Genomic DNA, 26,134 nt, shown 5'->3' with positions numbered 1-26,134 from the left:
AAGGGGCCTCGGCGCCACCTCCGGCGGCGGCAGTACGCCATCCGGTCGTTTTTCTCGGAATCCGTGAAATTCCGGAGCCGACGCACTGTTGCCGGAATCAATTTCAGCAGCGCCATGAAGACGGTCGCCACCGCGCTGGCCTCGGGTCTGCTGATTCTGGGCGTGGCCGGCTGCGGCGCCGGGGCGGGGACTGCGGACTCGGACTACTCCGCGAAGTACAAAGCGGCAGCCGAACCGGTAGCCCACGTGGCCTCCGTGGATGCCAGCTACAAGTCTTCGGGCGGCATGGGCCGCAGCGGGGATGTCTTCCTGCATTCCGACAGCTCGGACCGGGAGGTCCTGGTGGGCGTCCTCCGGGATGCGCTGCCAGCCGTCGTGGACGCAGCTAATGGGGACCCCGACGTCAACCTGGCCATCCAGGTGATCTCCGCGAACGGGGCGTCGGCCGTCTCTCCGTCCGATCTGGGCTATTCCGGCCCCGGGACCCTGAGCAGCTACCGCGCCTTCCTCGGCAAATAGGCTGACCGCTTAGAGCCTGATGGCTTGCAAGTCGCCGGCCAGGGCAGCCATGCGGTCATCCGGCGGGGTGGGTTCCTCTTCTGATGCCACCGAGTGCTCCGAAACGGCCCTTTTGAGGGATCATAAGGGCCGTTACGGAGCAGTCGATTGTTTAGTCGCTACGGGGTTGCGACCTTGAAGGTGTCGCACTGGTTGATGTCGCCGGTCTTGTAGCCCTGGTAGAACCACTTCTGCCGCTGCGCGCTGGAGCCGTGGGTCCAGGACTCGGGAGAGACCCGGCCGGTGGCGGCCTTCTGGATCCGGTCGTCGCCCACGGACGCGGCGGCGGACAGTGCGTCCTGCAGGTCCTGGGTCTTGAGCGGTTCCAGGAACGGCTGGCCGCTCTTCGGGTCCTTGGTGGTGGTCGCGTAGCGGGCCCAGAGGCCGGCGTAGCAGTCGGCCTGGAGTTCCACCCGCACGGCGCCGGACTGCGGACCCTGGGGATCCTGCTGGGCGCGGTCGATGGTGCCGAGGACGTTCTGGATATGGTGCCCGAACTCATGGGCCACCACGTATTCCTGCGCCAACGGGCCGCCCGAGGAGCCGAAGCGGTCCACAAGCTCCTGGAAGAAGCCCGGATCGAAGTACGCCGTCTGGTCAGCAGGGCAGTAGAAGGGGCCGACTTCCGAGGTGGCATTGCCGCAGCCGGTGCTGGTGGCATTGCGGAAAAGGACCGTCTGCGGTTGCGGGTACTTCTCGCCGTACTTGGCCAGGTAGGCCGGCCAGAACGCGTTCAAGCTGTTGACCGTGCCCACGATGCGGCACTCCAGACGGGCGTCGGCGTCGGCACCGGTCTTGCACGCCGGCGCAGTGGACTGGCTCTGCGACTGCTGGTCCTGGGTGCTGCCAGCCAGGCCCTCCAGCAACTGCGGGTTGATGCCGAACAGCGCGGCCAGCAGCAGCACAATGCCGCCGCCAATCCCGCCGCCTATTTTGGTGCCACGGCCCATGCCGCCGCGGCTCTGGACCTGCGACGGGTCCAGCTGCACGTTGTCATTGAAACTCATGCTGTCACATTATCCCCTCCCGGCCACCGCAGCCCGCTGCCCGGTAAAGTTGGGTTGATGCCTTTTCTCGACAGACTCCAGCGTTGGGCCGATGAGCGCCCCGACGACACCGCCGTCGTCGTGGCCGGAAAACGCCTGAGCTGGTCCGAACTGCGGAACGCGGCAGCCGTCCTCGTCCCGGTGACGCCGGCCGTCTCGGTACTGGCCGAGCGCAATTCCACGGATTTTGCGGCCGCCTTCTCAGCAGCCGTGGCGGGCGGCCGGCGCTGCGCCGTGCTGGACAACACCTGGCCGCAACAGCTGCTGGACGACTTGACCGTCCGGATTGCGGAAGCAGTCCCTGCCGGCGGCACGGATCTGGGCAACGAGCTCGCCGACGGGCCTCCGGAGTCACCGTTCCTGATCGGACTCACCTCCGGGACCACGGCGGTGCCTAAGGCATTCAGCCGCTCGCGCCGCTCCTGGCAGCGCTCCTTTGACTCGTCGGTCGAGTTCTTCGCCTTGCAGCCCGGCGACAAAACCCTCGCCCCCGGCCCCCTGGCCGCCAGCCTCAACCTCTATGCACTCGCCGAATGCCTTTATGCCGGCTCCGAATTCCACACCCTTGAGCAGTTCGACGTCGGCGACGCGCACACCGCGGTCAGCCACGACGGGATCACCCGGCTGATCCTGGTTCCCACCATGTTGCGGCTGCTCAGTGAGCGCGGCCTGGCCGGAGGGGTGGACGCCTCGGGCCTGCGGAGCATTATCTGCGCCGGCTCCAAGCTCGACGCGAGGACCTTGGAGGCGGCTCGCCGCTGGGCGCCGAACGCGACAATCTTCGAGTACTACGGCGCCGCTGAGCTAAGTTTCGTCGCCGGCGCCGGACTGCGGCCAGGCGTTGCCCCAGCCGCTGCCGGAACCGAGGGTGGCACCGGCATCGGCGAGCCGTTTCCCGGCGTCGAGCTCAAGATCCTCGACGACGCCGGCGCCCCGGTTCCGGAAGGGGGCGACGGCAATGTCTGTGTCCGCAGCGGCATGGTCAGCGACGGGTACTTGTGGGGCGACGACGGCGCGGCGCTGCAGTGCTTTGACGGCTGGTACACCGTGGGCGACCGGGGTTACCTGTCCGAGGGAACCCTGCATTTACTGGGCCGCCGTTCGGACATGATCGTCACGTCCGGCACCAACGTGTACCCGCACGAGGTGGAACTCGCCCTGGCCTCCGTGCCAGGAGTCGCCGCCGCCATCGCGGCGGGGCAGCCGGACGACCTTCGCGGCCAACGGGTCGTGGCCGCAGTGCTGCCCTCCCATGGCGGAATGACAGGCACCCAGCTCAAGGCCGGCGTCGAGGGCGTCCTGGCCCGGAGCAAGAGACCGTTGGACTATTACCTGCTGGCGGAGCTGCCGCTCACCGACCGCGGCAAGCCCAGCCGGCCGCTGCTGCTTGAATGGATTGCCTTCAACGATCCACGAATCCGTCGCCTTGGCTGAGCAGTCGCTGCCTGCCCCGGCTTCTCCTATCAGCCCGGGCCGCGCCGGACACCTGCCGGAGGACCGGCAACCCGTCATCATCGCGGCGCTGCGCACACCCATCTGCCGCGCCCACGGAGCCCTGAAGAACCTCCAGGCGCACGAGCTGCTGGCGCCGGTCCTGCGCCGCCTGCTGGCCGACTCGGGTGTTGGACCGGACCAGGTCGCGGACGTCGTGGTGGGGAACGCGGTGGGCGGTGGCGGAAACGTCGCCCGGCTGGCGGCCCTCGAAGCAGGGCTGGACGTGGGCGTCCCCGGCCTGACGGTGGATCGGCAATGCGGCTCGGGCCTGGATGCGATTGTGCTGGCATCGCGGCTTGTCGCGTCAGGCGGCGGTTTCGGGAATGGCTTCGGGAACGGTTTCGGCGGGGGAGGCGTGTACCTGGCCGGCGGGGTGGAGAGCATCAGCACCGCGCCGCTCCGGGCCAGGCGCGGCGCGGACGGCGAACCGCAGTTCTTCAGCCGGGCCCAATTCGCACCGGACAGCCTCGGCGACCCGGATATGGGAGTCGCGGCCGAGAACGTCGCCGTCCGCTACGGCATCCCGCGGCTGCGCCAGGACGACTTCGCCCTGCGCAGCCACCGTCGCGCACTCGATGCCGCCGCGGCCGGCGCCTTCGCGGGTGAGACCGTTTCGTTGGCGCCGGATGGAGGTGAGGCGGTGTCCGACGACGGCCCGCGCCGTTCCCTGGCCCCAGCGCTGCTCGCGCGGTTTCCGGCCGCGTTCGTTCCCGGCGGGACTGTGACCGCGGGCAACTCCTGCGTCGACGCGGACGGTGCGGCCGCCGTCGTGATCACGTCACTGGCGCAGGCGCGCGAGCTTGGGGCCCGCGACGGCCTGCTGGTGCTCGGGACGGAGACCGCCGGCGTGCACCCGGGCCTGCTGGGCGTGGGGGCGGCCGCCGCGGCCAAGCGACTGCTTGCCAACAACGGCGTCGGTCCCGGGGATCTCGGGCTGGTCGAATTCAACGAGGCGTTCGCCTCACAGACCCTGGCGTGCCTCGATCAGTTGGGCATCGACCCGCAGCGGGCAAACCTCGACGGCGGAGCCCTCGCCCTGGGGCACGCCTACGGAGCCTCCGGTGCGGTGCTGGTGACCAGGCTGCTGGCCCAGGCCCGCAGGGAGCGGGTGGACGGCATGCTGGCCCTGGCCATGATCAGCATCGCCGGAGGGATGGGGACCGCGGCGCTGTTCGAGTACCGCTCCTTCGGCTAGCCCCCGGCGTTGGACATGCCCACTTGCTGGCTCCAGCGTTGGACATAGTGCTGATATGCCCACTCCGCGTGCGTAGGAATGGGCATGTCCGGCGCCAACCCAGGCCGCAGCCCCTTCAGTCGTCTTGGTCGCGATCATCCGCGTCGCCTAGGCCGCGGGCCGCCAGGGCGTCGCCGGTCTGCCGGGCGAAGGCCACCGACGTAATGAATACCGGCAGCACCAGGGCACGCGGGTTCCGGTCCAGGCCGCGTGCCCGCGCGGAATCCCGGACATCGGCATAGGCGCCTGCAATGAATGGGATGGTGCGCAGCATCACGGCAATCGTCAGCGCGAACCGCTCGGGATCGGCGCCAAGCCGCCTGAATGGCCGGGCCAGGGACGCCACGCCGTCCAAGAGGGCCTGAACCGGGGTGGTGGCGGTCAAAATCGACGCCGCGACCACGCAGACGAGGATATTCAGGACGATGCGAGCCGCAACGGGGCCGCCGAGCTGCCACCACTGGAACACCCCGATCATGGCCAGTACGGGCAGGAGGGGCCGCACGGCCTGGAACAGCCTGCGGACACCCGCTCCACTGAGCAGGAACACCCCGCTCAGCACAGCGAGGGCGGCAGCTGCAGCGGCCCAGTCGGCCACCAGGAAAGATCCCATCCCGCACGCCAGCACCAACAGGAACTTCAGCCACAGCGGGGCACGGTGCACCGGGGAGGAGCCGGGCACGTAATTGGCCAGCAGGAAGCCGTGGCCCCTCATGGCCGCGTCGTCTCCCCGGTGGCGGGCGGAACGGGAGCTGGATGTGCTGCGCACAGCCTGCGGTAGTGCGCGACGGCGTCGGCAGCCCCGCCGTCGAACACAATCTTGCCGCCGTCCACCACCAGCACGCGGTCCAGATCGAGGGCGAGCTCGAGGTCATGGGTCGAGAGGATGATCTGCTGATCCAGTCCGGACAGTGTGCGGCGCAGCAGTTCGCGGTTCCGCAGGTCCAGCAGGGTGGACGGCTCGTCCAGGACCAGGACCTCCGGATCCACGGCCAGTACCGCGGCAAGGGCGACGAGCTGCCGCTCGCCCCCGGAAAGTTCGTAGATGCTCTGGTCCGCCAGCCGCAACATCCCGAGCCGCGCCAGGCAGGCCTCGGCCAGGGCGCGCCGCTCGCCGGCGTTCCGCACCGAGCGGCGCAGGGACAGTTCCACGTCCTCACGTCCGGTCGGCATGACCAGTTGCGAGAGCGGGTCGGTAAAGACGAAGCCGACGCGGCGGCGTACGGCGCGCACGTCCCGGACCGTGTCTGAACCGAACACGGCCACCGTGCCGTCACTCGGGGCGACGAGGCCGTTGATCATCCGGAGCAGGGTGGATTTGCCCGAGCCGTTCGCCCCAATGACGCCGATGCGGCGTTCCGCCAATGTCAACGACAGCGGGTGAAGCAGGGTCTTGGGCTCCGCGCGGCCGTCGACCGCAACCCTGACTGCCGCCCGGTCGAAGACAATACTCACGCGTGACCGTCGGCGGGTCCGGCTGCATTTTCGTTTGCGCTTCCACCTGTGTCGCGGACCCGGCGGATCAGCAGGTCAGGGAACGCTTTGTGCAGCGCCAGGGCGACCGTGACCGCGAGGATGTTCTTGATGACATCGCCCGGGTAAAAGGCCAGGTCGGCGAGGAAAGCCGCGGAGAGACTGAGCTTGGCATTGAGCATCATGCCGAGGATGCCCAGGCCATGGACGAAGACGATGCTGCTGAGCATGGCCGCACCGAAAAGCAGGACAGCCCGGGTCTTCGCGGCGTGTGGCGCCGTCCGTCGGAGGACGACGGCGGTGAGTGCGCCGACCGCCGTGGCCGCCAGCAGGAAGCCGAAAATGTAACCCGCCGACGGTCCCGCCAGGACCCCCAGCCCGCTGCGGCCGCCGCTGAAGATGGGCAGCCCGGCGAAGCCCAGTAGGAGGTAAAGACCCACGGCAGCGAAGGCGCGGCCCGGGCCGAGCACGAGTCCGGTGAGCATGACGGCGAGTGTCTGCAGGGTGATCGGCACACCAAGACCGCCTACCGGGATCGCCGCAATGAGGGCGGAACCCGCGACGATCGCTGCAAAAACGGCGATCAAGGCAAGATCGGTCGCATCCCAGCGGCGTCGCCGGTACCGGCTCGGGGCGCCCAGCGCCTCTTGCTCGGCCGGGCCGGCTGGGGCAGCCGGGGCGGCCGGAACAGCCGGCGACGTGCCGCCGCCGTGGCGAGCCGCCTCGTTCGTGTTGCTGACGGCATTGTCGGTGTTGCTCATGATGGTTCCTGTCGGGTCGTCTGGCCGGGGTCCTGCTTTCGACGATACGGCCGCGGCAACCCCAGCATTTTGTAGGCCTTCCACTAAGCGCGGGCCCCCTTGCTGGACAACCTCGCCAAAGGCCGCTGGCGACGGCTGACGCAGGCCGCCGTCCTCCGCCGCGTTCCCCGATGTCACCCGGCGGAGGAGGTGCCGGTAGACTGGTAGAGGCCGTTTTCTCGGCCACACTGCCCCGGCCCCGTCCAGATGCCATCCGTTGTGCCGCGGCGTTCCCTGTTGTGAAAGGCCTTAGCTGCATTGATTACCGTCCAGGATCTCGAACTGCGCGCCGGCGCCCGTCTGCTTATGGACCAGGTGAGCTTCCGGATCGACAAGGGAGACAAGATCGGCCTGGTGGGCCGTAACGGTGCAGGCAAGACCACGCTGACCCGCGTCCTGGCCGGTGAGGGCCTGCCTGCCGCCGGGAAGGTCACTCGCAGCGGCGAGATCGGCTACCTCCCGCAGGATCCCCGCACGCCGGACATGGAGCAGCTGGCCCGGGACCGCATCCTGTCCGCCCGCGGCCTCGACATCGCCGTCGGCAAGCTCCGCGTGGCACACGAGGAGATGGCCAGCGAGGACGCCAACGTCCAGCGCAAGGCCATGAACCGCTACGACCGGCTGGAATCCGAGTTCCTGGCGGCCGGCGGATACGCGGCCGAGGCTGAGGCCGCAGCGATCTGCTCGAACCTCGCCCTGCCGGACCGGCTGCTCAACCAGCCGCTCAAGACCCTCTCCGGCGGCCAGCGCCGCCGCGTGGAGCTGGCCCGCATCCTGTACTCCGACGCCGAGACGATGCTGCTCGACGAACCCACCAACCACCTCGACGCCGATTCCATCGCCTGGCTCCGGGAGTTCCTCAAGAACCACCAGGGCGGCCTGATCGTGATCAGCCACGACACTGAACTGCTTGAAGCCACGGTGAACAAGGTCTTTCTGCTGGACGCCAACCGCGCCCAGATCGACTTCTACAACATGGACTGGAAGCGCTACCTGACCCAGCGCGAAACCGACGAGCGGGCCCGCAAGCGCGAACGCGCGAACGCCGAAAAGAAGGCCCAGGTCCTGATGGACCAGGCCAACAAGATGCGCGCCAAGGCCACCAAGGCCGTCGCGGCGCAGAACATGGCCAAGCGCGCCGAACGGCTGCTCGGCGGCCTCGAGGCGGTTCGCGAGAACGACCGCGTGGCCGCCCTGCGCTTCCCGGATCCCTCGCCGTGCGGCAAGACCCCGCTCACCGCCGACGGCCTCAGCAAGTCCTACGGCTCGCTGGAAATCTTCACCGACGTCGACCTCGCAATCGACCGCGGCTCCAAGGTGGTCATCCTGGGCCTCAACGGCGCCGGCAAGACCACGCTGCTGCGCATGCTCGCCGGCGTGGACAAGCCCGACACCGGCGAAGTCATCCCCGGCCACGGCCTGAAGGTCGGCTACTACGCCCAGGAGCATGAGACGCTCGACGTCGACCGCACCGTGCTGCAGAACATGCGCTCGGCAGCGCCGGACATGAACGATTCCGAGGTCCGCGGAATCCTGGGTTCGTTCCTGTTCTCCGGCGACGACGTCGACAAGCCCGCCGGTGTGCTCTCCGGCGGCGAGAAGACCCGCCTCGCGCTGGCCACCATCGTTGCATCGAGCGCCAACGTGCTGCTCCTCGACGAACCGACCAACAACCTCGACCCGGCGAGCCGCTCCGAGATCCTTGGCGCGCTGCGCAACTACACCGGCGCGGTTGTGCTGGTGAGCCACGACGAAGGAGCTGTCGAGGCGCTTAACCCCGAGCGCGTCGTGCTGCTGCCCGACGGTGTCGAGGACCTTTGGAACGAGGACTACCTCGATTTGATCACGCTGGCGTAGTTTCTGCTTCCGGCTCTCTGGTCACCTTCGCGGCTCGGCCCGCCCGATTTGCCGCGTGCTCGCTCGTTCCTCGCTTAGACGCACGCTACGCAAATCAGCCGCGCCGTTCCGCTAGCGGTTGCACAGCCGCCGTGGTCCACACTTAGATGCACCTTACGAAAATCATTCGCGGTCGGCGTTTACTTGGGCGTCACCGTTGGGTTTGGAGCCGGTCCACCTTCGCTAGCGGACGGGCATTACTTCTGCGTTGGTGATGCGGTGGAGTTCTTGGTAGGTGATCGAAAACATTGCGTTGTGGTCCCCGGCGCCGGCCCAGAGCAATTCGTGGCTTCTCAGGGATTCGTCCAGGAGGGTCCTGATCTTGGCGGGGTGGCCGACCGGGGCCACTCCGCCGACGCGCTGGCCGGTGTGGAGCAGGACGAAGTCGGGATCCGCGCGACGGATCTTCCCTGACCCGAGGCGGGCCGCCACCTTGCGGACGTCCACCCTGGCGGCACCGCTGGCCAGGATAAGCAAGGGAGCGCCGTCGAGCTCAAACACGAGGCTGTTGGCGATCGCCGCGACGTCGCAGCCCAGCGTGTCGGCCGCCGCTGCGGCGGTGGGCACGGCGGAAGCGAAGACGGCCACGGTATCCGCGGCCCCTGCCGCGTGCAGGGCGCGGCGGACGTTCGCTACGGCGTCGGAGTCCACTCAGCGCTCCTTCAGAATCCTTGGGCGTCCAGGATGGCGTCTTCCTCTTCCTCTGCGGTGGCGGTCTTCCGCTTCCGGGGGACTGGACGACGGCGGGGGCCCGGGTTGCTCGCGTGCAGGTACCCGTCCTCGGCTGCGCGCTCTTCCGCGTCCTCGGCGTCAATGGCTGCGTTCCGCGCCTGCTGGCGCGCCGCGTAGCCGAAGCCGACGAACATCAAGACACCGAAGGCGAACCACTGCAGCGAGTAGGACAGGTGCGTGCCCTCGTCGGTGGAGGGCTTGGGGAAGCCGACGGGCATGTCCGCTACCGGAGGAGTCTCAGAGGCGAGTTGGCCGTAGGCGCCGGTGAGAAGGGGGTAGCCGAGCTGGGACGAATAGGCGGGCAGGTCGATCGACGCGAGCTGCCCGTCCGGGGCGCCGCGCTGGAGCTCGGGTTCGGAATGCTTGAGCCGGGCAACCACCGTGACGTTTCCCGTGGGCGGGGCAGGCACCGAGTCGGGGCTGCCGGGGGTCTTGTTGCCGATGGGGAGCCAGCCGCGGTCAATCACGACCGTGTCGCCGGAGTCCAGCTTGAGGGGGACCACCACCTCGTAGCCGGGTTGGCCATTGAGCGGACGGTTGCGGACAATCCGCTGCCCGCCGACGTCGTAGCGGCCGTGCAGCTCCACCTGCGTCCATTCGCGGTCGGCGTCGAGCTTTACGAACTCGTCCCGGGCGTCTGCAAAGGGGATCGGGGTGGCCGAATAATTCGAGACGACGCGGTTGATTTCCGCGAGGGTCTCCGCCCGGCGGTCCATCTGCCAGCGGCCCAGCAGCACGCAGGCGGTGGCGAAGATTGCGGCCAGCAGCAGGTAGCCCAGCCACTTGCTGGAGAAGAGGAAACGGTACATTCAGCCGACCCCGCCCTGGCCGACCGCCGACGGCGCGCCGTCGGCTGCCGTATTGGCGGCTTCGCCGCCGTCCAGCGGAAGAGTTTCCTTCCACAGCCCCCGCATTTGCAGGTAGTCCTCCAGCCAGTCGCGGTGCTCCGGGCAGGCGAGCCAGATCTTTCGCCGCTCCGGCGTGTGGATCTTGGGGTTGTTCCACAGCAGCTGCCACTCGGCGTGGGCGCGGCACGCCTTGCGGGAGCACAGCGCGGTGGCAGGCTCGGCCGAGGAGCCGGCCAGGTCAAAGATGTTCATGAAGCTGCCCGTCCGTGGTCTTCGTCGTCGTCAATCAGCTCACCCTGGAGCAGGGTGATGGGCGCGTCGTCTGCCGCCGCCTGCCCCTGGTGCGGCGATTCCTCGGAGCGCGGCGCGTCAAGTTCGCCCATCGGCACGTAGTCGATCAACGATTCGCTGTGCACTTCGGCGTGGTCACTGCCGTTGGCGATTACCACCGCGAACCACGGCAGGAACACGGCTCCGATGACAGGGAGGATCTTGAACCAGCCGTCCACCACGAACACTAGGACCAGGCACACCATACGGATGCCCATCGCGACGGCATACTTGATCATCCGCTGACGCATCTCTTCAGAGTGCGCCGTGGCGGCGTCGGTGATGCTGTGGACCTCGGTGTCGCCGGAGTCCTCCCCGGACGTCCGTTCACCGGGTCGGTTCTTGTTTGTCACGGCTGTCAGATCACGCTCCATAGGCTTCCTTCGATTCTCTCACCATCGGCTGGGGCGCCCAAACAGCCGACTGCCGCGCGGCTGGGGTGGTGCGCCGGAGGCTAAGATCGGAGGCAGGAAAATCCAGCCCCCCGACGCGGCGCCAGTGAGCCGCAGAAACCCGGAGCCCAATATGTCTGAAGCAACCTCCACCGGCCGCAGCGTCCTCATCACCGGCGGCAACCGGGGCATCGGCCTGGCCATCGCCGAGTCCTTCCTCGCGAATGGCGACAAGGTGGCGGTCACCTACCGCAGCGAGGCCAAGCTCCCGGAAGGCATTCTCGGCGTCAAGGCGGACGTCACCGACGAGGCCTCCGTTGACGCGGCGTTCACCGAGGTCGAGGCAGCCCACGGCCCCGTGGAGGTCCTCGTCGCCAACGCCGGCATCACCAAGGACACGCTTTTGATGCGGATGAGCGAGGACGATTTCACCTCGGTCATCGACACTAATCTCACGGGTGCCTTCAGGGTCATCAAGCGCGCTTCCAAGGGCATGATCCGGGCACGCAAAGGCCGCGTGGTGCTCATCTCCTCCGTCTCCGGCCTGTACGGGGCCCCGGGCCAGATCAACTACTCGGCGTCCAAGGCCGGTCTCGTCGGCATTGCCCGCTCGCTCACCCGCGAGCTCGGGGCACGCGGAATCACGGCCAACGTGGTCGCCCCGGGCTTCATCAACACGGACATGACGGCCGAGCTGCCCGAAGCAACGCAGAAGGATTACCTGTCCAAGGTCCCCGCGGGCCGTTTCGCCGAAGCCTCGGAGGTCGCCGACGTCGTGCGCTGGATCTCCAGTGACGAGGCCGCCTACATCTCCGGCGCAGTGATCCCGGTCGACGGCGGCCTCGGCATGGGCCACTAGGCGCCGGGCCTTTGGCCCTATGCGGCGCCCCCGCCGGGGGCGTGTACTGGAGCCACAGCCCCTGACCGCCAAGGCAGGGGCGTGGATCCAGGAGGATTATTATGGCTGATCTCAGCAAGTGGGCGCCTTCGGACATGTTGGAGCCTGTCCGCCGCTTCCTCGACGGCGACCTGACGATGGCGTCGACCATCAAGGTCGAGCAGTTCCAGGACGGCAGCACCCTGGTGGTGCGGGCGGAGGTTCCCGGCATCGATCCCGACAAAGACGTCGACGTGTCGGTCAGCGAAGGCATGCTGCACATCCGGGCTGAGCGCGAGGAAAAGTCCGAGCACAAGAGCAAGTCCGGCTACCGCTCGGAGTTCCGCTATGGCTCGTTCCTGCGCAGCATCGCGCTGCCGGCCGGAGCCAAGGAAGAGGACATCACGGCCACCTACAAGGACGGCGTCCTTGAAGTGCGGGCGCCGGCCCCGGTAGCGGCGCCCGGCGAGCCGACCAAGAAAATCAGGATCGACCGAAGCTGATCCGGCCGGGCCCGGGGCAAGCTGGTCATCCAGCTTCGTCCCGGGCCCGCAGCAGCCATCCCGCAGCCTCGAGGTCCAGGTCCTCCTCGGCGCAAAGCTCCAGATGGTGCATCCACAGGTCCGGTGAAGTCTGCACCACGGACTTGAACCGCGGCGAGTCGAGGCGTTCGTGGAGGGCAATCGACAGTACGGCCGGGACCTCGGATCGGACATAGCGCCCGGGCCACCACACGTAGGCAAAGTCGCGGCGGCGCCCGCTGAAGGCAACCTGACTGGTGGTAGCCCTGATCCCGGCCGGCGCAGCTCCGGCCAGGGTAGCCGCGGGAGGCGCCTCTCCGGGCGGGACGGACTCCTCGAGGAGGCGTTCCACCGCCCGGCACAGCTCCAGGCCGCGCGGCGACCCGCTGAAAACCTCTTCCGGCGTCGAGTCCTTGCCGCGCCTGCCCATGGGCGCGAGCCTACGCCCCTGAGGCCTGCCGCAACAGCGCCCGGGCATGCCCTCCGCCCGCACCGCGCACCACTTCCCGGCAGCCCACCCGCACTAGGCCCGCGCGGCTTCTTTGTTGATCCCGGACAACCGAAATGCTGTGGCCCGCTGGCATGATGGACAACAGACCCCAACGTATTTGGATGTTTGGAACAAAGGAGCTCGAATGGGACTGCTGGACAACAAGACCGCAATCGTGACCGGTTCATCGCGTGGCATCGGCGCGGAGGTGGCTAAATTCCTCGCCGCCGAGGGTGCCGCCGTCGTCGTCAACTACCGCCAGAAGGCGCCGCGCGCCAACAAGGTTGTCTCCGAGATCGAGGCCGCGGGCGGCCGGGCCGCAGCCGTGGGCGCGGACCTGACCACGCAGGAAGGCGTCCAGGCCCTCGCCAGCGCCGCAATGGAGAACTTCGGCTCACTGGATCTCCTGGTCCTGAACGCTTCCGGCGGGATGGAGTCCGGCATGGAAGAGGGTTACGCGCTCAAGCTGAACCGCGACGCCCAGGTGAACATGCTCAATGCTGCCGTCCCGCTGATGTCGGAGGGCTCGCGCGTGGTCTTCGTGACCAGCCACCAGGCGCATTTCATCGAAACCGTGCCCACCATGCCCGAATACGAACCGGTCGCCCGCAGCAAGCGCGCCGGCGAGGACGCCCTCCGGGAATTCGTTCCGAGCCTGGCCGACAAGGGCATCTCGCTGGTCGTGGTCTCCGGCGACATGATTGAAGGCACCGTCACCGCCACGCTGCTGGACCGCTCCAACCCGGGCGCAATCGAGGCCCGCCGCGCCGAGGCCGGCAAGCTCTACTCGGTCAAGGAATTCGCTGCCGAGGTCGCCAAGATGGCCACCGCCGACGTCGAGACAGGCCACACCGAATACGTCGGCGGCGCCGATTACTTCGACAAGTCAGACAAGTCAAGCGGCGCCGGCACCAACTAGCCGCCACCGAGATGACACTTGGCGGCAGTGTTCCTCACGGACACTGCCGTCAAGTGTCATCTCGCGTTAGCGGGCCTCACACCCCGGCGATGTGCCGGACTGCGTCGAGATACGGCATGTCCACGGCGGCGTCGGCGACCGCGCGGACGGCCGGCTTGGCGTTGAACGCTACTCCGATGCCCGCGGCGCCAAGCATGTCCAGGTCATTGGCGCCGTCGCCCACCGCGATGGTGTGTTCCATCGGGATGCCCTCCGCGGCGGCCCACTCGCGCAGGTACTTTTCCTTCGCGGCGCGGTCCACCACGTCGCCCAGCACCTTGCCGGTCAGTGCGCCGTCGACGATCTCCAGCTCGTTGGCGATCCAGTAGTCCAGCCCCAGGCCCTCGGCAATCGGCCGCAGGATCTGGTTGAAGCCGCCCGAGACCACGGCCACCGCATGTCCGGCCGCTTTGAAGGCCGCCACCAGTTCAGCGGCGCCGTCGCTCAGGGTCACCTCGGCGCGGACGGAATCGACGACGTCGGCGGGCAGCCCGGCGAGCACAGCCACCCGGGCGTGCAGGCTCTGGGCGAAGTCCAGTTCGCCGCGCATGGCAGCCTCGGTCACGGCTGTCACTTCCTCCCGCTTGCCCGCATAGGCCGCCAGCAGCTCAATGACCTCCTGCCGGATCAAGGTGGAGTCCACGTCCATGATCAAGAACTTTCGGGGAGCCTCCCGCAGGGCTGCGGGAACGACCGCCGTGTTGATGCCCTCGATGCCGGCCGCGGCTACGCTTTGCCGGATGCCGGCCAGCCCGGCCTCGGTCAGGGGGAGGGGCAGGGTGCAGTCGGCGGCGTAGACGGAGAACCGTCCGTCGCCGGTGGTGGTTTCGGTGCCGATGGCCAACCCGGCGTCGGCCAGCGAGCGGCGCAACTGCTCGACTTCGGGAAGGGACAAATTGACGCCGTAGCTGACCGCGGTCACGTTCGAACTCATGGGCTCAATCCTAGCGAGCGCACGGGAGCCGGCCGGAATTCGTTTCGCCGCGGTGACGCGGGCTGGCGGCGCTTCCGCCGGACCCACGCCCGGGTTATCAGTAGTCCGCTTTTTTGTCCTAGTGTCTACTCCTATGAGTGATGTTCTTGAATTGGCCGCCGTCAGCGTTGTGCGTGGGGCGAAGACGCTCCTGGACAAGGTTGACTGGCAGGTCAAGGAAGGCGAGCGTTGGGTGATCCTGGGCCCCAACGGCGCCGGCAAGACCACTTTGCTGCAGGTGGCGGCAGCCCGCCTCCACCCGACGAGCGGCATGGCCGGGATCCTCGAAGAGATCCTCGGCGCCGTGGACGTTTTCGAACTCCGGCCGCGGATTGGCCTCTCCTCCGCCGCCCTCGCCAACCAGATCCCCGAGCACGAAAAGGTGCTCAACGTCGTCGTGACCGCCGCGTACGGGGTCACCGGCCGCTGGCGCGAGGGCTATGAGAAGGACGACGAACGCCGCGCCTTCGCCCTGCTCAACGAATGGGGGATGGGCCCGCTGCTCAACCGGCCCTTCGCTTCGCTCTCCGAGGGGGAACGCAAGCGCGTACAGATCGCCCGCGCGCTGATGACGGATCCCGAACTCCTGCTGCTCGACGAACCCGCCGCCGGCCTCGACCTGGGCGGCCGGGAGGACCTGGTCCACCGGCTCAGCGAGCTGGCCCGCGACGAGGCAGCCCCCGCCATTGTCCTGGTCACCCACCATCTCGAAGAGGTCCCGCCGGGCTTCACCCATGCCTTGTTGATGCGCGACGGCGGCGTCGTCGCCTCCGGGCCGCTGACCGAGGTGCTGACCGCGGACAACCTCAGCAAGACCTTCGGCGTAGACCTCGACGTCACCGTCTCCGGGGGCCGTTACACTGCCACCGCCCGCCGCTGAAAGGGCCACTGACAGCGCGTGGAGTTCCTCAGTAGCGTCTTCATTTTCTTCGCCGGCCTCTGGGCGGGCACCATCAACAGTGTGGTGGGCTCGGGCACCCTGGTGACTTTCCCGGTGCTGATCGCCCTCGGTTTCGCCCCGGTGACCGCCTCCATCAGCAACGCCATGGGCCTGGTGGCCGGCAACGCGGCCGGCGCCTGGGGCTACCGCAAGGAACTTGCCGGGCGGGGACGCCAGCTCCTCAAGCTGTTGCCCGCCTCGCTGCTGGGCGGCATCACCGGCGCCTACCTGCTCCTGCACCTGCCCGAGAAGGTGTTCCAGTACGCGGCTCCGGCCCTGATTGTGCTCGCCCTGCTGATGGTGGTGTTCCAGCCCCGGCTCCAGCGCTGGGTGCAGAACCGGGAACAGAACCCGGAACACGCCATCCGCGACAAGCAGCACGGGCTCCTCCTCGTGGTGCTGGTCTACCTTGCCGGCGTCTACGGCGGCTACTTCGTCGCGGCCCAGGGCATCCTGCTGGTGGGGATCCTCGGGGTGTTCATGGCCGGAACCATGCAGAACGCCAACGCCATGAAGAACATCCTGGTGCTCGGGGTGAATATTGTCGCGGCCATCTCATACCTGATCTTCGCGTTCGACCGGATCAGCTGGACCGCGGTCGGCCTGATCGCCGTCAGTTCGCTGATCGGCGGCCTGGTCGGCTCCAAGGTGGGACGCCGCCTCTCCCCGCCGGTGCTGCGCGGCGTGATCTTCGTCCTGGGAACCGTGGCCCTGGGCTTCATGCTTGCCAAGTTGCTGAATTGACCACCCGGTGACCTTCCATTACCTCGACTCCGCGGACGACCCCCGGGTCTCCGACTACACCCAGCTGACCGACGTCCACCTGCGCAAACTCCGCGAGCCCGCCGAGGGCATGTACATTGCCGAGTCCTCCCGCGTATTGCGCCGCGCCCTCGCCGCAGGCCACAGACCCCGCTCCTTCTTCCTGGCGGAGAAATGGCTCCAGGACCTCGCCGACGTCTTTGAGCAATACCCGCACGTCCCGGCCTACATTGGCTCCGCCGCGCTGTTGGAAGAAATCACCGGCTTCCACCTGCACCGCGGCGCGATGGCAGCCATGCACCGTCCGGCACCCGTACCGCTGCCCGAACTGCTCGCCGGTGCGCGCCGGATCGCGGTACTCGAGGACATCGTGGACCATACCAACGTTGGCGCCATCTTCCGCTCCGCGGCCGCACTCGGGCTCGACGCCGTGCTGGTGTCCCCGCGCTGTGGCGACCCGCTCTACCGGCGCAGCGTGCGCGTCAGCATGGGCACGGTCTTCCAGGTGCCGTGGGCACGGCTCGACGAGTGGCCGGGGGAGTTGACGGTGCTGAAGGAACACGGCTTCCTCGTCGCCGCCATGGAGCTGACCCCGGACGCGGTGGACGTCGACGAGCTCGCCGCCCGCAACCCCGAACGGCTTGCCCTGGTGCTCGGCACCGAAGGCGCCGGAATGAGCGCAGAAACCCTGGCCGCCGTGGACCTCGCCGTGAAAATCCCGATGCGCCCCGGCGTCGATTCGCTGAATGTCGCCGCAGCGTCCGCCGTCGCGTTCTGGGAACTGCGGCCCCGCGGCTGACACCTCCGCAAGCGCACCGCCGGCCGGTTCGTCCAGTCCCGGGATCTGGGCTATTATTGGTAGCTGGCCGTGCTGCGCCTTTGGGCGCCGCGTAGCTATCCCACTCATACCTGGCAGCTGGCAAAATCCAGTTGCGCGAACAAAGGTCCAATTATGCAGTCTGATATCCACCCGAAGTACGAAGCTGTTGTTTTCAACGACCTGGCTTCCGGCGTCAAGTTCCTGACCAAGTCCACCGTGTCTTCCTCGAAGACCATCGAGTGGGAAGACGGAAACACCTACCCGGTCATCGACGTCGAAATCTCCTCCGAGTCCCACCCGTTCTACACGGGCAAGCAGCGCATCATGGACTCTGCAGGCCGCGTCGAGCGCTTCAACGCTCGCTTCAAGGGCTTCGGCGGCAAGAAGTAACTTTCTGCTCCCAAGGTCTTTTGGAAAAGCCCGCACCGGCGACGGTGCGGGCTTTTTGCGTCCCGGCGGCACCCGGTTCGGCCGGCTTCGCTTTGGGCAGGCCGTGGGGCAGGATTGACGGTATGACATCCCTCCCTTCCTCTGCGGCGTCAACGACCGACGACGGCGGCCGCCGCCACGGCGAGTACAAGGTGCCCGGCGGCAAACTCGTGGTGGCCGACCTCGACGTCGTCGACGGCGTCCTGGCGCACGTCTCGATCAGCGGCGATTTCTTCCTCGAACCCGACGAGGCGCTCCTGGAGATCAACCGCAGCCTCACCGGCCTGCCCGAGGATGCCAGTGCAGCCGACCTTGCCGCCGCCGTGACGGCCGCGTTGCCCGAGGACGCCGTGCTTTTCGGTTTCTCCGCCGAGTCGGTCGCGATCGCGGTCCGCCGGGCACTGGCCAAGGCCACCGGCTGGGGCGACCACCACTGGAACATCATCGGCCCTTCCGTGCTTCCCACCCACGTGAACGTGGCGCTGGACGAGGTCCTCACCGAGGAAGTCGGTGCCGGCCGCCGCAACCCGACACTGCGTTTTTGGGACTGGGAGGAACCCTCGGTGGTGATCGGCAGCTTCCAGTCCGTCCGCAACGAAGTCCACCCCGACGGCGTCAGCCGGCACGGCATCAGTGTGGTCCGCCGGATCAGCGGCGGGGGAGCCATGTTCATGGAGGCGGGCAACTGCATCACCTACTCCCTCTACCTGCCGCAAACCCTCGTCGACGGCATCAGCTTCGCCGATTCCTACGGATTCCTGGATGCGTGGGTCATGGCGGCGCTGGAGAAGGTCGGCATCAGCGCGTTCTACGTGCCGCTGAACGACATCGCCACCGACCAGGGCAAGATCGGCGGTGCCGCGCAAAAGCGGCTCGCCAACGGCGGAATGCTGCACCACGTCACCATGAGCTACGACATCGACGCCGACAAGATGGTCGAGGTGCTGCGGATCGGCAAGGAGAAACTCTCGGACAAGGGCACCACGAGCGCCAAGAAGCGCGTCGACCCGCTCCGTCGGCAGACCGGCCTGGCCCGTGCGGAGATTGTCGCCGCCATGATGGAAGTCTTCACCGAGCGGTACGCGGCGACGCCCGCGGAACTGACCGAGACCGAGCTCGAGGCGGCCCGGCAGCGGGTCGAGACCAAGTTTGGCACCACGGAGTGGCTGCACCGGGTCCCGTAGCTGCATCCGCCCCATCGACTGCTCCCCACCGGCCTGTTGACCCCTCAAAGGGCGGTTGGGCCCACGCCGGCAGGGTTCCCTGGCCGAGCTTGCGAGGCTAGGGAGCCGGTGGGGAGCAGTCGATCCGGGTCCTAGCCGGCGGCCTGTGCCGTGAGCGCCCGCAGCAACTGGCTGCGCTGTTCGATGATGATCCGTCGCAGCGCGCGGGCTGCGTCCGGATGTTCGGCGAGCCACTTATCCGTGCGGACAATCACCGGGTGCTCCTCGGGAGCCTGCGCCTGCCCGCTGTCCTGGGCCAGGTCCTGGCCTGCGGGGTACAGACCGCGGACGATCCGGCTGGCGATCTCGATGCTCCGGCCCGCCCAGACCCGCTCGAGGCACTCGAAGTAGGGTTCGACGTAGCCGGCCAGCAGGGCGGCCGGCGCGGTGTTGAATCCCGTGATGGTGGCGCTGAGCAGCTGGTTCGACAGTGCGGTGCCGTGCACGGCGGCGTCCCAGGCGGCATCTTTGACCGCAGGATCGGGCCGCGCCGCAAGGGCTGTGGCGTGCCCGGACTTGCCCGAGGCGGTGTTGTCGCGGGCCAGTTCGGCGTCCAGCTCGGCGGGGGCGGCCTGGCCGTGGGCCGCGAGGGCGTGCCAGAGGTTCCAGCGGAGCTCCGCGTCGACCGAGAGGCCCTCGATGACGGTGCTGCCGTCCAGCAGGCCGCGGACCAGCTCCAGGCGCCCGGCGTCGAAGCGGCTCGTGGCGGCAAGCGTGCGCGCCCAGGCCAGCTGCTGGTCCGAACCGGGAGCAGCACCCTCGAGTTCGGCGGCGGCCGTGGCGAGGAATCCGCTGCGGACGGCGCCCCGCCGGTCCGCAGGGACGTAGCGTTCGATTGCGGTCCCGGCGTTGCCCAGGACATTCAGCAGCACGCCGATGCCTGACTCGGCGGGGCCGAAGCGTTGTACCGCCTCCACGTAGCTGGCCGCCGGGGTCACGGCGTCCCGGGCGGAGTCCCACAGCGCGGTCCAGCACAGGGCCCGTGCCATCGGATCGCTGATCGTTCCCAGCGAGCTGCGCACCGTGGCCTCGGAGTGCGGATCCAGCCGGACCTTGGCGTAACTGAGGTCCTCATCATTGACCAGCAGCAGCGCCGGGCGTGCCTTGCCGGCGAGCTGGCCCACCAGGGTGCGTTCGCCGTCGACGTCGGTCTCCACGCTCTCGGTGCGGACCAGCGCGCCGGTGGCGTCGTGATTGTAGAGGCCGATCCGCAGCCGGTGCGGCCGCGGCTCCTGCCGGCCGGTGATCGGATCTACGGCGTGCTGCAGCAGGGACGCGGTGCCCAGGACGCCGTCGTGCTCCTCGATCTCGGAGCTGAGGGTGGAAATGCCGGACGTCTGCAGCCACTGCCGTGCCCAGGTGGCGAGGTCCCGGCCGGAGGCGGCACTGAGCGCGGCCAGCAGGTCCTCCAGCGTGGTGTTGCCGTAGGCGTGGTCACGGAAGTACTGACGGGAGCCGGCGATGAAGGCGTCGAAGCCCACATAGGCGACGAGTTGCTTGAGCACCGAGGCGCCCTTGGCATAGGTGATGCCGTCGAAGTTCTGCTTGGCGGCTTCAAGGTCCGGGATGTCCGCGACGATCGGGTGCGTGGTGGGCAGCTGGTCCTGGACGTAGGCCCAGGCCTTGCGGTTGTTGGCGAAGTTCACCCAGGCGGTCTCCCAGTCCGTGGTGCGGTCCACGCCGAGGGTTCCCATGTAGTCAGCGAAGGATTCCTTCAGCCACAGATCGTCCCACCACCGCATCGTGACGAGGTCCCCGAACCACATGTGCGCCATCTCGTGCAGCAGGGTGTTGGCGCGGCCCTGGTACTGCGAGTCGGCCGCCCGGGAGGTGAAAACGTAGCTCTCCGTGAACGTCACGAGGCCGGGGTTCTCCATCGCGCCGAGGTTGTACTCGGGCACGAAGGCCTGCTCGTACTTCCCCCACGGGTACGGGTAATCGAAGAGCTCGTTGAAAAAGTCCAGACCGTTCCGGGTGAGCCGGAACAGTTCTTCCGTGTCGAAGGACGGTGCCATCGAGGCGCGGCAGTAGAGGGCCAGCGGCACGTCCAGCTCCGTCCCGTCCGCGAGGGTCCCGTGCCAGGCGTCTTCGGCCTTGAAGTAGGGCCCGGCGAGCACGGTGGTGATGTAGGTGGACATCGGCTTCGTCGGGGCGAAGTCCCAGCGGCTCGTCGCCGGGTCGCTGGTCAGCTGGGTGCGGAGGGTTTCGACGCCGTTCGAGGAGACCTGCCACCCGGACGGGGCCATCACGTGGAAGGTGAACTCGGCCTTGAGGTCCGGCTGTTCGAAGTTCGCGAACACGCGCCGCGCGTCGGCGGGCTCGTACTGGGTGTAGAGGTAGCACTGGCCGTCAGCCGGATCGAAGAAGCGGTGCATGCCCTCGCCGGAGGTGCTGAACAGGGCGGTGCCGGTGACCGTGACCTGGTTTTCGGCCTGAAGATCGTCCAGCCGGATTCGGGAACCGTCCACCACCTCGTCCAGCGTCAACCCCTTACCGTTGAGGAAGACGCTGTGCACGCTGCTGCCGATGAAGTCCAGGAAGGTGGAGGCGCCGGGTTCGCTGGCGGAGAAGGTGATCACGCTTCGGCTGGTATAGCCCGCGACCTTGGGGTCCGCGGCCTGCCGGACGTCAAGGGACACATCGTAGCTGTGGGTGGTGATCAGGGCTGAGCGGGTGGCCGCTTCGTCACGGCGCAGGTTCTGGTTCGACACTCCGCTATCTAATCACGAGCGGTACCGCGGTACAGCTGTCTTCAGGCCCTGTTTAGCCCTGTCAGGCGCCGGTTTCAGCGGCCGGGGATGAGGATGACGGCGGCGGCCAGGCCCAGCGCGGCGATCAGCAGCCACGACGCCAGGGCTGCCAGCAGGGCACGGGTCCCGGTGCGCAGCAGGTGCCGCACCCGGACGGCCGACCCCAGTCCGAACAGCGCCATGCCCAACAGCACATCCTGCAGCATTGCGGCCGCGCCAAGTACCTCGGGGGAGAGCCAGCCACTGGAGCGAAGGGCCGCCATGGCGATGAACCCCAGCACGAACAGCGGCACGACCGGTGGGAGCTTCCCGCCGTCGTCGGACCCTATCCGGTGGTGGATCCCTGCTGCGGCGACCATGGGCGCGAGCAGCAGTACGCGGGTGAGTTTGACGATGACGGCGACGGCGAGCGCCGACGCGCCGGCGGTCTGGGCGGTGGCGACCACCTGGCCGACGTCGTGCACGGAGGCGCCCGTCCAGGCTCCGAAGGTTTCCGGGCCCAGGCCCAGCGGGCCGATCAGGAGCGGCAGGACGCCGATCGCGAGCGTGCCGCAGAGCGTGACCAGCGCGATCGGCAGCACCGTGTCGGCCTGCCGGATGCGGCGCACGGCGGCCATCGCGCCGATCGCGGAGGCGCCGCAGATGGCAAACCCGGTCGCGATCAACAGGGACACCTGCGGCGGCAGCCGGAACAGCCGGCCGATCCCGTAGGTGCCGGCGAAGGCGGCCAGCACCACCCCGGTGATCAGCAGCAGTGCCGGCCAGCCCAGGCCCAGCACATCCATAACGCTGACCTTGAGTCCCAGCACCACAATGCCGCTGCGCATCAGGTGCTTGCCGGCGAAGTCGAGCCCGGGCCGGCCGGATCCGGCGGTCCAGCCGGAGGCGCCCGGCAGGTTGGCGGCCAGCAGCCCCAGCACGACTGCCACCGTCATGGCAGGCAACGAGGGCAACAGAAGGTGGACGGCAAGGGCGACGGCTACGGCGGCGGCGCAGGCGAGCAGGCCGGGCAAAAGCGGCGCAAGCTGGCCGGGGCGCCGCTGCGGGAGGGCGGGACGGGTAAGAGGCACGACTCCCACTTTGCCGTATCTTCGGGGCATGCATCGGAGCGCAACACGGAACCGCTGCAAACCCCGGGCGTCGGCGTTAGCCGCAACACGCCCTGCGGGTTACGTCGAAATGATTTCGTAACGAAAAGGTGGTTGGCTAGTGGGCATGTCTGACCTTTTCCAGGATTACTCCGAGGCCGCCGGCCGCAGCGGCGCCTACGACGAGATGTTCACCCCGGACCAGCAGGCCCGGCGCTCCTACGGGCAGGTGGCCGGGGCGCTGCAGGAGCTTTCGCTGGCCGACGTCACCGCCCGTGCCGATTCCATGGCGCGGACCTTCCTGGACCGCGGCGTCACCTTCGACTTCGCGGGCGAGGAGCGGCCCTTCCCGCTGGACATCGTGCCCCGGGTTATCCCGGCGGACGAGTGGTCCGTGCTGGAACGCGGCGTGGCCCAGCGCGTCCGGGCGCTCGAAGCCTTCCTCAACGATGTGTACGACAAAATGACGGTCGTTGCCGACGGCGTCATCCCGCGGCAGCTCGTCACCACCAGCGCCCACTTCCACCGCCAAGTGCACGGCTTCGAACCGGCCGGCGGTGTCCGCGTGCACATTTCCGGCATTGACGTCGTCCGCGACGCTGCCGGCACGTTCCGCGTCCTGGAAGACAACGTGCGCGTCCCGTCCGGGGTCAGCTACGTCCTGGAGAACCGCCGCGCCATGGCCAAGGGCCTGCCGGAGGCGTTCGGCCAGCAGCTCATCCGCCCGGTAGAGGAATACCCGCGCCGGCTGCTGTCCGCGCTGCGCAAGACGGCCCCGTCCGGTGTCGACGACCCCACAGTGGTGGTCCTGACGCCCGGCGTGTTCAACAGCGCCTACTTCGAGCACACCCTGCTGGCCGGCCTGATGGGCGTTGAACTGGTCGAGGGCCGTGACCTGATCTGCCGCGGCAACCGGGTTTACATGCGCACCACCGCCGGCGAGCAGCGCGTGGACGTGATCTACAAGCGGATCGACGACGAGTTCTTGGACCCGCTGCAGTTCCGCTCCGACTCCATGCTCGGCTGCCCCGGGCTGGTCAACGCCGCCCGCGCCGGCGGCGTCACCATCGCCAACGCCGTGGGTAACGGCGTCGCAGACGACAAGCTGGTCTACAGCTACGTGCCGGACCTGATCCGGTACTACCTCAGCGAGGAACCCGTCATCGCCAACGTTGACACTTTCCGACTCGAGGAGAAGGAAGCCCGCGAGCACGTGCTGGACCGGCTCGACGAGCTGGTGGTCAAGCCGGTGGACGGTTCCGGCGGCAAGGGCCTCGTGATCGGACCGGACGCATCGAAGGACGAGCTCGACGCCCTGCGCAAGCGCATCATCGCCGACCCCCGAGGCTGGATCGCGCAGCCGGTGCTGCAGCTCTCCACCGTGCCGACGCTCAGCGGCGACAAGTTCGGCCCGCGGCACGTGGATCTGCGCCCGTTCGCGGTGAACGACGGCGACGACGTCTGGGTGCTGCCCGGCGGCCTCACCCGGGTGGCGCTCAAGGAGGGGTCGCTGATTGTGAACTCCAGCCAGGGCGGCGGCTCGAAGGACACCTGGGTGCTGGCTGATTCCCCGCAGGTCCCGGTGGAGGCCATCCCGCGGCCGGCGATCACGGTCCGTGAGCGGGTCTCGGTCTGGCCGGTGGAGAGCAACTGGCGCGACAGCCAGAAAGAGCAGCAACAGCAGCAGATGTCCGAGGCGCAGGAGGTAGCCGCGAATGCTTAGCCGTATTGCCGAGTCACTGTTTTGGATCGGCCGCTACGTTGAACGTGCCGACGGCACCGCCCGGATTCTCGATGTCCACCTCGAACGGCTGAACCACCTGCCGATGGAGGAACAGCGCAGCGTGGCGCAGGAGCTCCTCGCCGTCATGGGTGCCCGGCCGCAGTCGGAGGATTTCGGCCTGGACGAGCTGCTGCACGCCCTGGCCTACGACAAGCACAGCGCTACCTCGATCGCCGGCTCCCTGGGCGCGGCACGTGAGAACGCCCGGCGTGCCCGGGAAACGGTGTCTTCGGGACTCTGGGAGAGCCTGAACACCACCTACTACGGGTTGAACCAGCACCGCAAGGACGTGGTGGGCACCTACCGCTTCTGCAACTGGGTGCTGGAACGCACCGCGATGGTCAGCGGCCTCGCCGACACCACGGTCAGCCACGATGAAAGCTGGCTGTTCCTGGTCCTGGGACGCTCGCTGGAGCGGGCCGACATGACCGCGCGCATGCTCTCCACCCGGGACGTGCTCTCCGCCGGGATGTCCTGGGTGAACATGCTCCGCTGCGCGGGCGCCTACGAATCCTTTTTACGCACCCGGCGGGCCGCCTTCGGCGACCAACACGCGGCCGAGTTCCTGCTGCTGGACCGGCTCTTCCCGCGGTCCATTGTGTACGCCCTGCGCGACGCCGACGATTGCCTCGCCAAGCTGGACCCCTCGGCCCAGCGCGTCGGCTTCATCAATGACGCCCGCCGGATCGTTGGCCAGGCCCGGACCTTCCTGGAGTTCCACCGCACCGACGACCTGATGTCCGAACTGCCGGAGCACATGGAGCGCGTGCAGAAGGCCGTTTCGCAGGCCTCGGACGCCATTTCCCGTAAGTACTTCAATCAGGCAGACGAACTGGCCTGGGTGGGAGAAGTTTCATGACCCGGCTCAGCATTACCCACAGGACCGCGTACAAGTACAACAAGCGGGTCACCCTCTCCTACAACGAGGCGCGGATGACGCCGCTGACGGACCCGCAGCAGGTGGTGCTGGAGTCCTCGATGAAGGTCTCGCCGTCGCAGGCCGCGCTCAGCAGCTACCGCGACTACTGGGGCACTCGTGTGACGGCGTTCGACATGCAGATGCCGCACGACCACCTCGAGGTCCTCGCCACCACCACGGTGGAGGTCCACCGCGTCGAGCGGGTCCCGGCCGAGGCGGACATCGTGGGCTGGGATGTGCTGGCCTCGCCGGAGACCCTCAACCAGTTCAGCGACTGGATCCCGCAGTCGCAGCTGACCGGTCCCGGCGCCGAGGTCCTCGCGATCGTCCCCGGCGTCGTCGAGGGGCGTAACCCGCACGAGGCCGCGATGGCGGTGTTCGAATGGATGCGCGGGGAGATGAGCTACATGAAAGGCTCCACCGGCGTCACCACCAACGCCGAGGAAGCCTGGACGCAGCGGCAGGGTGTCTGCCAGGACCTTGCCCACCTCGCGATCGGAGCGCTGCGCAGCTGCGGTATCCCGGCCCGGTACGTGTCCGGCTACCTGCACCCGCGCTCGACGGCGGACCTCGGCGAGACCGTCGCCGGGCAGTCACACGCCTGGCTGGAATGGTGGGACGGCGAATGGCGCAGCTGGGACCCGACCAACCACAAGCCTGCCGGGGACTTCCACGTCACCGTGGCCCGCGGCCGCGACTACCGCGACGTGCCGCCACTCAAGGGCATCCTGTCCGGCGGCGGGGGATCGGCCTTGTCAGTGACGGTGGAGATCACCCGGCTGGCCTGACGCGCCCCCG

Annotated in this window: 27 protein-coding genes; 15 read left to right on the top strand and 12 right to left on the bottom strand. The window is 68.1% G+C overall.

The genetic code is table 11. The features are described from left to right. The first annotated feature begins 114 nt into the window (after positions 1 to 114). A complete protein-coding gene (locus AC1DNC_RS01125) occupies positions 115 to 519 on the top strand; it encodes a hypothetical protein (protein WP_476860730.1) in 405 nt (134 codons plus the stop codon). 158 nt (positions 520 to 677) lie between these two features. Here AC1DNC_RS01125 and ypfJ read toward each other — a convergent pair whose 3' ends face one another. Continuing rightward, positions 678 to 1,565, bottom strand: coding sequence for a KPN_02809 family neutral zinc metallopeptidase (gene ypfJ / locus AC1DNC_RS01120; RefSeq protein ID WP_476860729.1), 888 nt, complete (start codon positions 1,563 to 1,565; stop codon positions 678 to 680). 57 nt (positions 1,566 to 1,622) lie between these two features. Here ypfJ and AC1DNC_RS01115 point away from each other — a divergent pair, with 57 nt between their 5' ends. Then, positions 1,623 to 3,038: a class I adenylate-forming enzyme family protein gene (locus AC1DNC_RS01115; protein WP_476860728.1), complete on the top strand. Its 1,416-nt coding sequence runs from the start codon at positions 1,623 to 1,625 to the stop codon at positions 3,036 to 3,038. 28 nt (positions 3,039 to 3,066) lie between these two features. Then, positions 3,067 to 4,293 carry a thiolase family protein gene (locus AC1DNC_RS01110; protein ID WP_476860956.1) on the top strand — a complete coding sequence of 409 codons (1,227 nt, stop codon included), beginning with the start codon at positions 3,067 to 3,069 and terminating at the stop codon, positions 4,291 to 4,293. A gap of 115 nt (positions 4,294 to 4,408) precedes the next feature. Here the strand turns inward: AC1DNC_RS01110 and AC1DNC_RS01105 are convergent, their stop codons facing one another. The 3 genes from AC1DNC_RS01105 to AC1DNC_RS01095 are packed head-to-tail and all read right to left on the bottom strand — an operon-like array spanning position 4,409 to position 6,566. Further along, positions 4,409 to 5,047 (bottom strand): energy-coupling factor transporter transmembrane component T family protein, encoded by a 639-nt coding sequence (locus AC1DNC_RS01105; RefSeq protein WP_476860727.1) that lies wholly within the window; start codon positions 5,045 to 5,047, stop codon positions 4,409 to 4,411. Then, on the bottom strand, positions 5,044 to 5,787 hold the full coding sequence (locus AC1DNC_RS01100) for an energy-coupling factor ABC transporter ATP-binding protein (RefSeq protein ID WP_476860726.1): 744 nt from the start codon (positions 5,785 to 5,787) through the stop codon (positions 5,044 to 5,046). Before AC1DNC_RS01100 ends, AC1DNC_RS01105 begins: the two co-directional genes overlap by 4 nt. Continuing rightward, a complete protein-coding gene (locus AC1DNC_RS01095; RefSeq protein WP_476860725.1) occupies positions 5,784 to 6,566 on the bottom strand; it encodes a biotin transporter BioY in 783 nt (260 codons plus the stop codon). The genes AC1DNC_RS01100 and AC1DNC_RS01095 overlap by 4 nt, the downstream gene beginning before the upstream one ends. 297 nt (positions 6,567 to 6,863) lie before the next feature. On the opposite strand from AC1DNC_RS01095, the gene AC1DNC_RS01090 reads away from it, so the two are divergent. Continuing rightward, positions 6,864 to 8,462 (top strand): ABC-F family ATP-binding cassette domain-containing protein, encoded by a 1,599-nt coding sequence (locus tag AC1DNC_RS01090; protein WP_175323337.1) that lies wholly within the window; start codon positions 6,864 to 6,866, stop codon positions 8,460 to 8,462. A 222-nt stretch (positions 8,463 to 8,684) separates the two neighbouring features. Here AC1DNC_RS01090 and AC1DNC_RS01085 read toward each other — a convergent pair whose 3' ends face one another. The 4 genes from AC1DNC_RS01085 to AC1DNC_RS01070 are packed head-to-tail and all read right to left on the bottom strand — an operon-like array spanning position 8,685 to position 10,785. Then, positions 8,685 to 9,152 (bottom strand): YbaK/EbsC family protein, encoded by a 468-nt coding sequence (locus tag AC1DNC_RS01085; RefSeq protein ID WP_476860724.1) that lies wholly within the window; start codon positions 9,150 to 9,152, stop codon positions 8,685 to 8,687. Between the two features lie 11 nt (positions 9,153 to 9,163). After that, entirely contained in the window at positions 9,164 to 10,042 is an 879-nt protein-coding gene (locus AC1DNC_RS01080) for an SURF1 family cytochrome oxidase biogenesis protein (protein WP_476860723.1), read from the bottom strand. Then, complete coding sequence (locus AC1DNC_RS01075; protein ID WP_476860722.1) at positions 10,043 to 10,333, bottom strand: hypothetical protein; 291 nt, start codon at positions 10,331 to 10,333, stop codon at positions 10,043 to 10,045. Further along, complete coding sequence (locus AC1DNC_RS01070; RefSeq protein ID WP_476860721.1) at positions 10,330 to 10,785, bottom strand: DUF3099 domain-containing protein; 456 nt, start codon at positions 10,783 to 10,785, stop codon at positions 10,330 to 10,332. Before AC1DNC_RS01070 ends, AC1DNC_RS01075 begins: the two co-directional genes overlap by 4 nt. A gap of 151 nt (positions 10,786 to 10,936) precedes the next feature. Here AC1DNC_RS01070 and AC1DNC_RS01065 point away from each other — a divergent pair, with 151 nt between their 5' ends. Further along, positions 10,937 to 11,662: a beta-ketoacyl-ACP reductase gene (locus tag AC1DNC_RS01065; protein ID WP_476860720.1), complete on the top strand. Its 726-nt coding sequence runs from the start codon at positions 10,937 to 10,939 to the stop codon at positions 11,660 to 11,662. Positions 11,663 to 11,763: 101 nt separating this feature from the next. Beyond that, complete coding sequence (locus tag AC1DNC_RS01060) at positions 11,764 to 12,183, top strand: Hsp20/alpha crystallin family protein (protein ID WP_476860719.1); 420 nt, start codon at positions 11,764 to 11,766, stop codon at positions 12,181 to 12,183. Positions 12,184 to 12,208: 25 nt separating this feature from the next. Here AC1DNC_RS01060 and AC1DNC_RS01055 read toward each other — a convergent pair whose 3' ends face one another. Next, positions 12,209 to 12,631 carry a DUF5655 domain-containing protein gene (locus AC1DNC_RS01055; RefSeq protein ID WP_476860718.1) on the bottom strand — a complete coding sequence of 141 codons (423 nt, stop codon included), beginning with the start codon at positions 12,629 to 12,631 and terminating at the stop codon, positions 12,209 to 12,211. Positions 12,632 to 12,836: 205 nt separating this feature from the next. Here AC1DNC_RS01055 and AC1DNC_RS01050 point away from each other — a divergent pair, with 205 nt between their 5' ends. Further along, entirely contained in the window at positions 12,837 to 13,610 is a 774-nt protein-coding gene (locus AC1DNC_RS01050) for an SDR family oxidoreductase (RefSeq protein WP_476860717.1), read from the top strand. A gap of 76 nt (positions 13,611 to 13,686) precedes the next feature. Here the strand turns inward: AC1DNC_RS01050 and serB are convergent, their stop codons facing one another. Continuing rightward, complete coding sequence (gene serB / locus AC1DNC_RS01045) at positions 13,687 to 14,583, bottom strand: phosphoserine phosphatase SerB (RefSeq protein ID WP_476860716.1); 897 nt, start codon at positions 14,581 to 14,583, stop codon at positions 13,687 to 13,689. A 133-nt stretch (positions 14,584 to 14,716) separates the two neighbouring features. On the opposite strand from serB, the gene AC1DNC_RS01040 reads away from it, so the two are divergent. The 5 genes from AC1DNC_RS01040 to AC1DNC_RS01020 all read left to right on the top strand — a co-directional run bounded on the left by AC1DNC_RS01040 (position 14,717) and on the right by AC1DNC_RS01020 (position 18,757). After that, a complete protein-coding gene (locus AC1DNC_RS01040) occupies positions 14,717 to 15,502 on the top strand; it encodes an ABC transporter ATP-binding protein (RefSeq protein WP_476860715.1) in 786 nt (261 codons plus the stop codon). An 18-nt stretch (positions 15,503 to 15,520) separates the two neighbouring features. Continuing rightward, a complete protein-coding gene (locus AC1DNC_RS01035; protein WP_476860714.1) occupies positions 15,521 to 16,306 on the top strand; it encodes a sulfite exporter TauE/SafE family protein in 786 nt (261 codons plus the stop codon). Positions 16,307 to 16,313: 7 nt separating this feature from the next. Next, a complete protein-coding gene (locus tag AC1DNC_RS01030) occupies positions 16,314 to 17,123 on the top strand; it encodes a TrmH family RNA methyltransferase (RefSeq protein WP_476860713.1) in 810 nt (269 codons plus the stop codon). A 153-nt stretch (positions 17,124 to 17,276) separates the two neighbouring features. Next, positions 17,277 to 17,534, top strand: coding sequence for a type B 50S ribosomal protein L31 (locus AC1DNC_RS01025; RefSeq protein ID WP_056739465.1), 258 nt, complete (start codon positions 17,277 to 17,279; stop codon positions 17,532 to 17,534). Positions 17,535 to 17,656: 122 nt separating this feature from the next. Beyond that, the gene (locus AC1DNC_RS01020; RefSeq protein WP_476860712.1) at positions 17,657 to 18,757 is read left to right on the top strand and encodes a lipoate--protein ligase family protein; all 1,101 of its coding nucleotides are present in this window, start codon (positions 17,657 to 17,659) and stop codon (positions 18,755 to 18,757) included. 131 nt (positions 18,758 to 18,888) lie between these two features. On the opposite strand, the gene pepN is transcribed toward AC1DNC_RS01020, so the two are convergent. Both pepN and AC1DNC_RS01010 read right to left on the bottom strand, forming a co-directional pair. Continuing rightward, positions 18,889 to 21,507 carry an aminopeptidase N gene (pepN, locus tag AC1DNC_RS01015; RefSeq protein ID WP_476860711.1) on the bottom strand — a complete coding sequence of 873 codons (2,619 nt, stop codon included), beginning with the start codon at positions 21,505 to 21,507 and terminating at the stop codon, positions 18,889 to 18,891. Between the two features lie 74 nt (positions 21,508 to 21,581). Continuing rightward, positions 21,582 to 22,616, bottom strand: a complete 1,035-nt coding sequence (locus AC1DNC_RS01010; RefSeq protein ID WP_476860710.1) for a YeiH family protein — start codon at positions 22,614 to 22,616, stop codon at positions 21,582 to 21,584. A 145-nt stretch (positions 22,617 to 22,761) separates the two neighbouring features. On the opposite strand from AC1DNC_RS01010, the gene AC1DNC_RS01005 reads away from it, so the two are divergent. The 3 genes from AC1DNC_RS01005 to AC1DNC_RS00995 are packed head-to-tail and all read left to right on the top strand — an operon-like array spanning position 22,762 to position 26,124. Beyond that, positions 22,762 to 24,357, top strand: a complete 1,596-nt coding sequence (locus tag AC1DNC_RS01005; RefSeq protein ID WP_476860709.1) for a circularly permuted type 2 ATP-grasp protein — start codon at positions 22,762 to 22,764, stop codon at positions 24,355 to 24,357. Beyond that, complete coding sequence (locus tag AC1DNC_RS01000) at positions 24,350 to 25,276, top strand: alpha-E domain-containing protein (RefSeq protein WP_175323354.1); 927 nt, start codon at positions 24,350 to 24,352, stop codon at positions 25,274 to 25,276. The genes AC1DNC_RS01005 and AC1DNC_RS01000 overlap by 8 nt, the downstream gene beginning before the upstream one ends. Beyond that, the gene (locus tag AC1DNC_RS00995; protein ID WP_476860708.1) at positions 25,273 to 26,124 is read left to right on the top strand and encodes a transglutaminase family protein; all 852 of its coding nucleotides are present in this window, start codon (positions 25,273 to 25,275) and stop codon (positions 26,122 to 26,124) included. Before AC1DNC_RS01000 ends, AC1DNC_RS00995 begins: the two co-directional genes overlap by 4 nt. Positions 26,125 to 26,134: the final 10 nt, after the last annotated feature.

This window comes from Arthrobacter sp. 01N442 (assembly GCF_056399345.1).
Note: the sequence above shows the minus strand (reverse complement) of the source record. Positions and strands in the feature narration are given on the sequence as shown.

Excerpts from the sequence above, each read along its gene's own strand:
- AC1DNC_RS01060 (WP_476860719.1), top strand. The coding sequence starts at position 11,764 with ATGGCTGATCTCAGCAAGTGGGCGCCTTCGGACATGTTGGAGCCTGTC.
- AC1DNC_RS01065 (WP_476860720.1), top strand. The coding sequence starts at position 10,937 with ATGTCTGAAGCAACCTCCACCGGCCGCAGCGTCCTCATCACCGGCGGC.
- AC1DNC_RS01080 (WP_476860723.1), bottom strand. The coding sequence starts at position 10,042 with ATGTACCGTTTCCTCTTCTCCAGCAAGTGGCTGGGCTACCTGCTGCTG.
- AC1DNC_RS01070 (WP_476860721.1), bottom strand. The coding sequence starts at position 10,785 with ATGGAGCGTGATCTGACAGCCGTGACAAACAAGAACCGACCCGGTGAA.
- AC1DNC_RS01125 (WP_476860730.1), top strand. The coding sequence starts at position 115 with ATGAAGACGGTCGCCACCGCGCTGGCCTCGGGTCTGCTGATTCTGGGC.
- AC1DNC_RS01025 (WP_056739465.1), top strand. The coding sequence starts at position 17,277 with ATGCAGTCTGATATCCACCCGAAGTACGAAGCTGTTGTTTTCAACGAC.
- AC1DNC_RS01055 (WP_476860718.1), bottom strand. The coding sequence starts at position 12,631 with ATGGGCAGGCGCGGCAAGGACTCGACGCCGGAAGAGGTTTTCAGCGGG.
- AC1DNC_RS01020 (WP_476860712.1), top strand. The coding sequence starts at position 17,657 with ATGACATCCCTCCCTTCCTCTGCGGCGTCAACGACCGACGACGGCGGC.
- AC1DNC_RS00995 (WP_476860708.1), top strand. The coding sequence starts at position 25,273 with ATGACCCGGCTCAGCATTACCCACAGGACCGCGTACAAGTACAACAAG.
- ypfJ (WP_476860729.1), bottom strand. The coding sequence starts at position 1,565 with ATGAGTTTCAATGACAACGTGCAGCTGGACCCGTCGCAGGTCCAGAGC.
- AC1DNC_RS01050 (WP_476860717.1), top strand. The coding sequence starts at position 12,837 with ATGGGACTGCTGGACAACAAGACCGCAATCGTGACCGGTTCATCGCGT.
- AC1DNC_RS01095 (WP_476860725.1), bottom strand. The coding sequence starts at position 6,566 with ATGAGCAACACCGACAATGCCGTCAGCAACACGAACGAGGCGGCTCGC.
- AC1DNC_RS01105 (WP_476860727.1), bottom strand. The coding sequence starts at position 5,047 with ATGAGGGGCCACGGCTTCCTGCTGGCCAATTACGTGCCCGGCTCCTCC.
- AC1DNC_RS01040 (WP_476860715.1), top strand. The coding sequence starts at position 14,717 with ATGAGTGATGTTCTTGAATTGGCCGCCGTCAGCGTTGTGCGTGGGGCG.
- AC1DNC_RS01075 (WP_476860722.1), bottom strand. The coding sequence starts at position 10,333 with ATGAACATCTTTGACCTGGCCGGCTCCTCGGCCGAGCCTGCCACCGCG.
- serB (WP_476860716.1), bottom strand. The coding sequence starts at position 14,583 with ATGAGTTCGAACGTGACCGCGGTCAGCTACGGCGTCAATTTGTCCCTT.
- AC1DNC_RS01115 (WP_476860728.1), top strand. The coding sequence starts at position 1,623 with ATGCCTTTTCTCGACAGACTCCAGCGTTGGGCCGATGAGCGCCCCGAC.
- AC1DNC_RS01005 (WP_476860709.1), top strand. The coding sequence starts at position 22,762 with ATGTCTGACCTTTTCCAGGATTACTCCGAGGCCGCCGGCCGCAGCGGC.
- AC1DNC_RS01000 (WP_175323354.1), top strand. The coding sequence starts at position 24,350 with ATGCTTAGCCGTATTGCCGAGTCACTGTTTTGGATCGGCCGCTACGTT.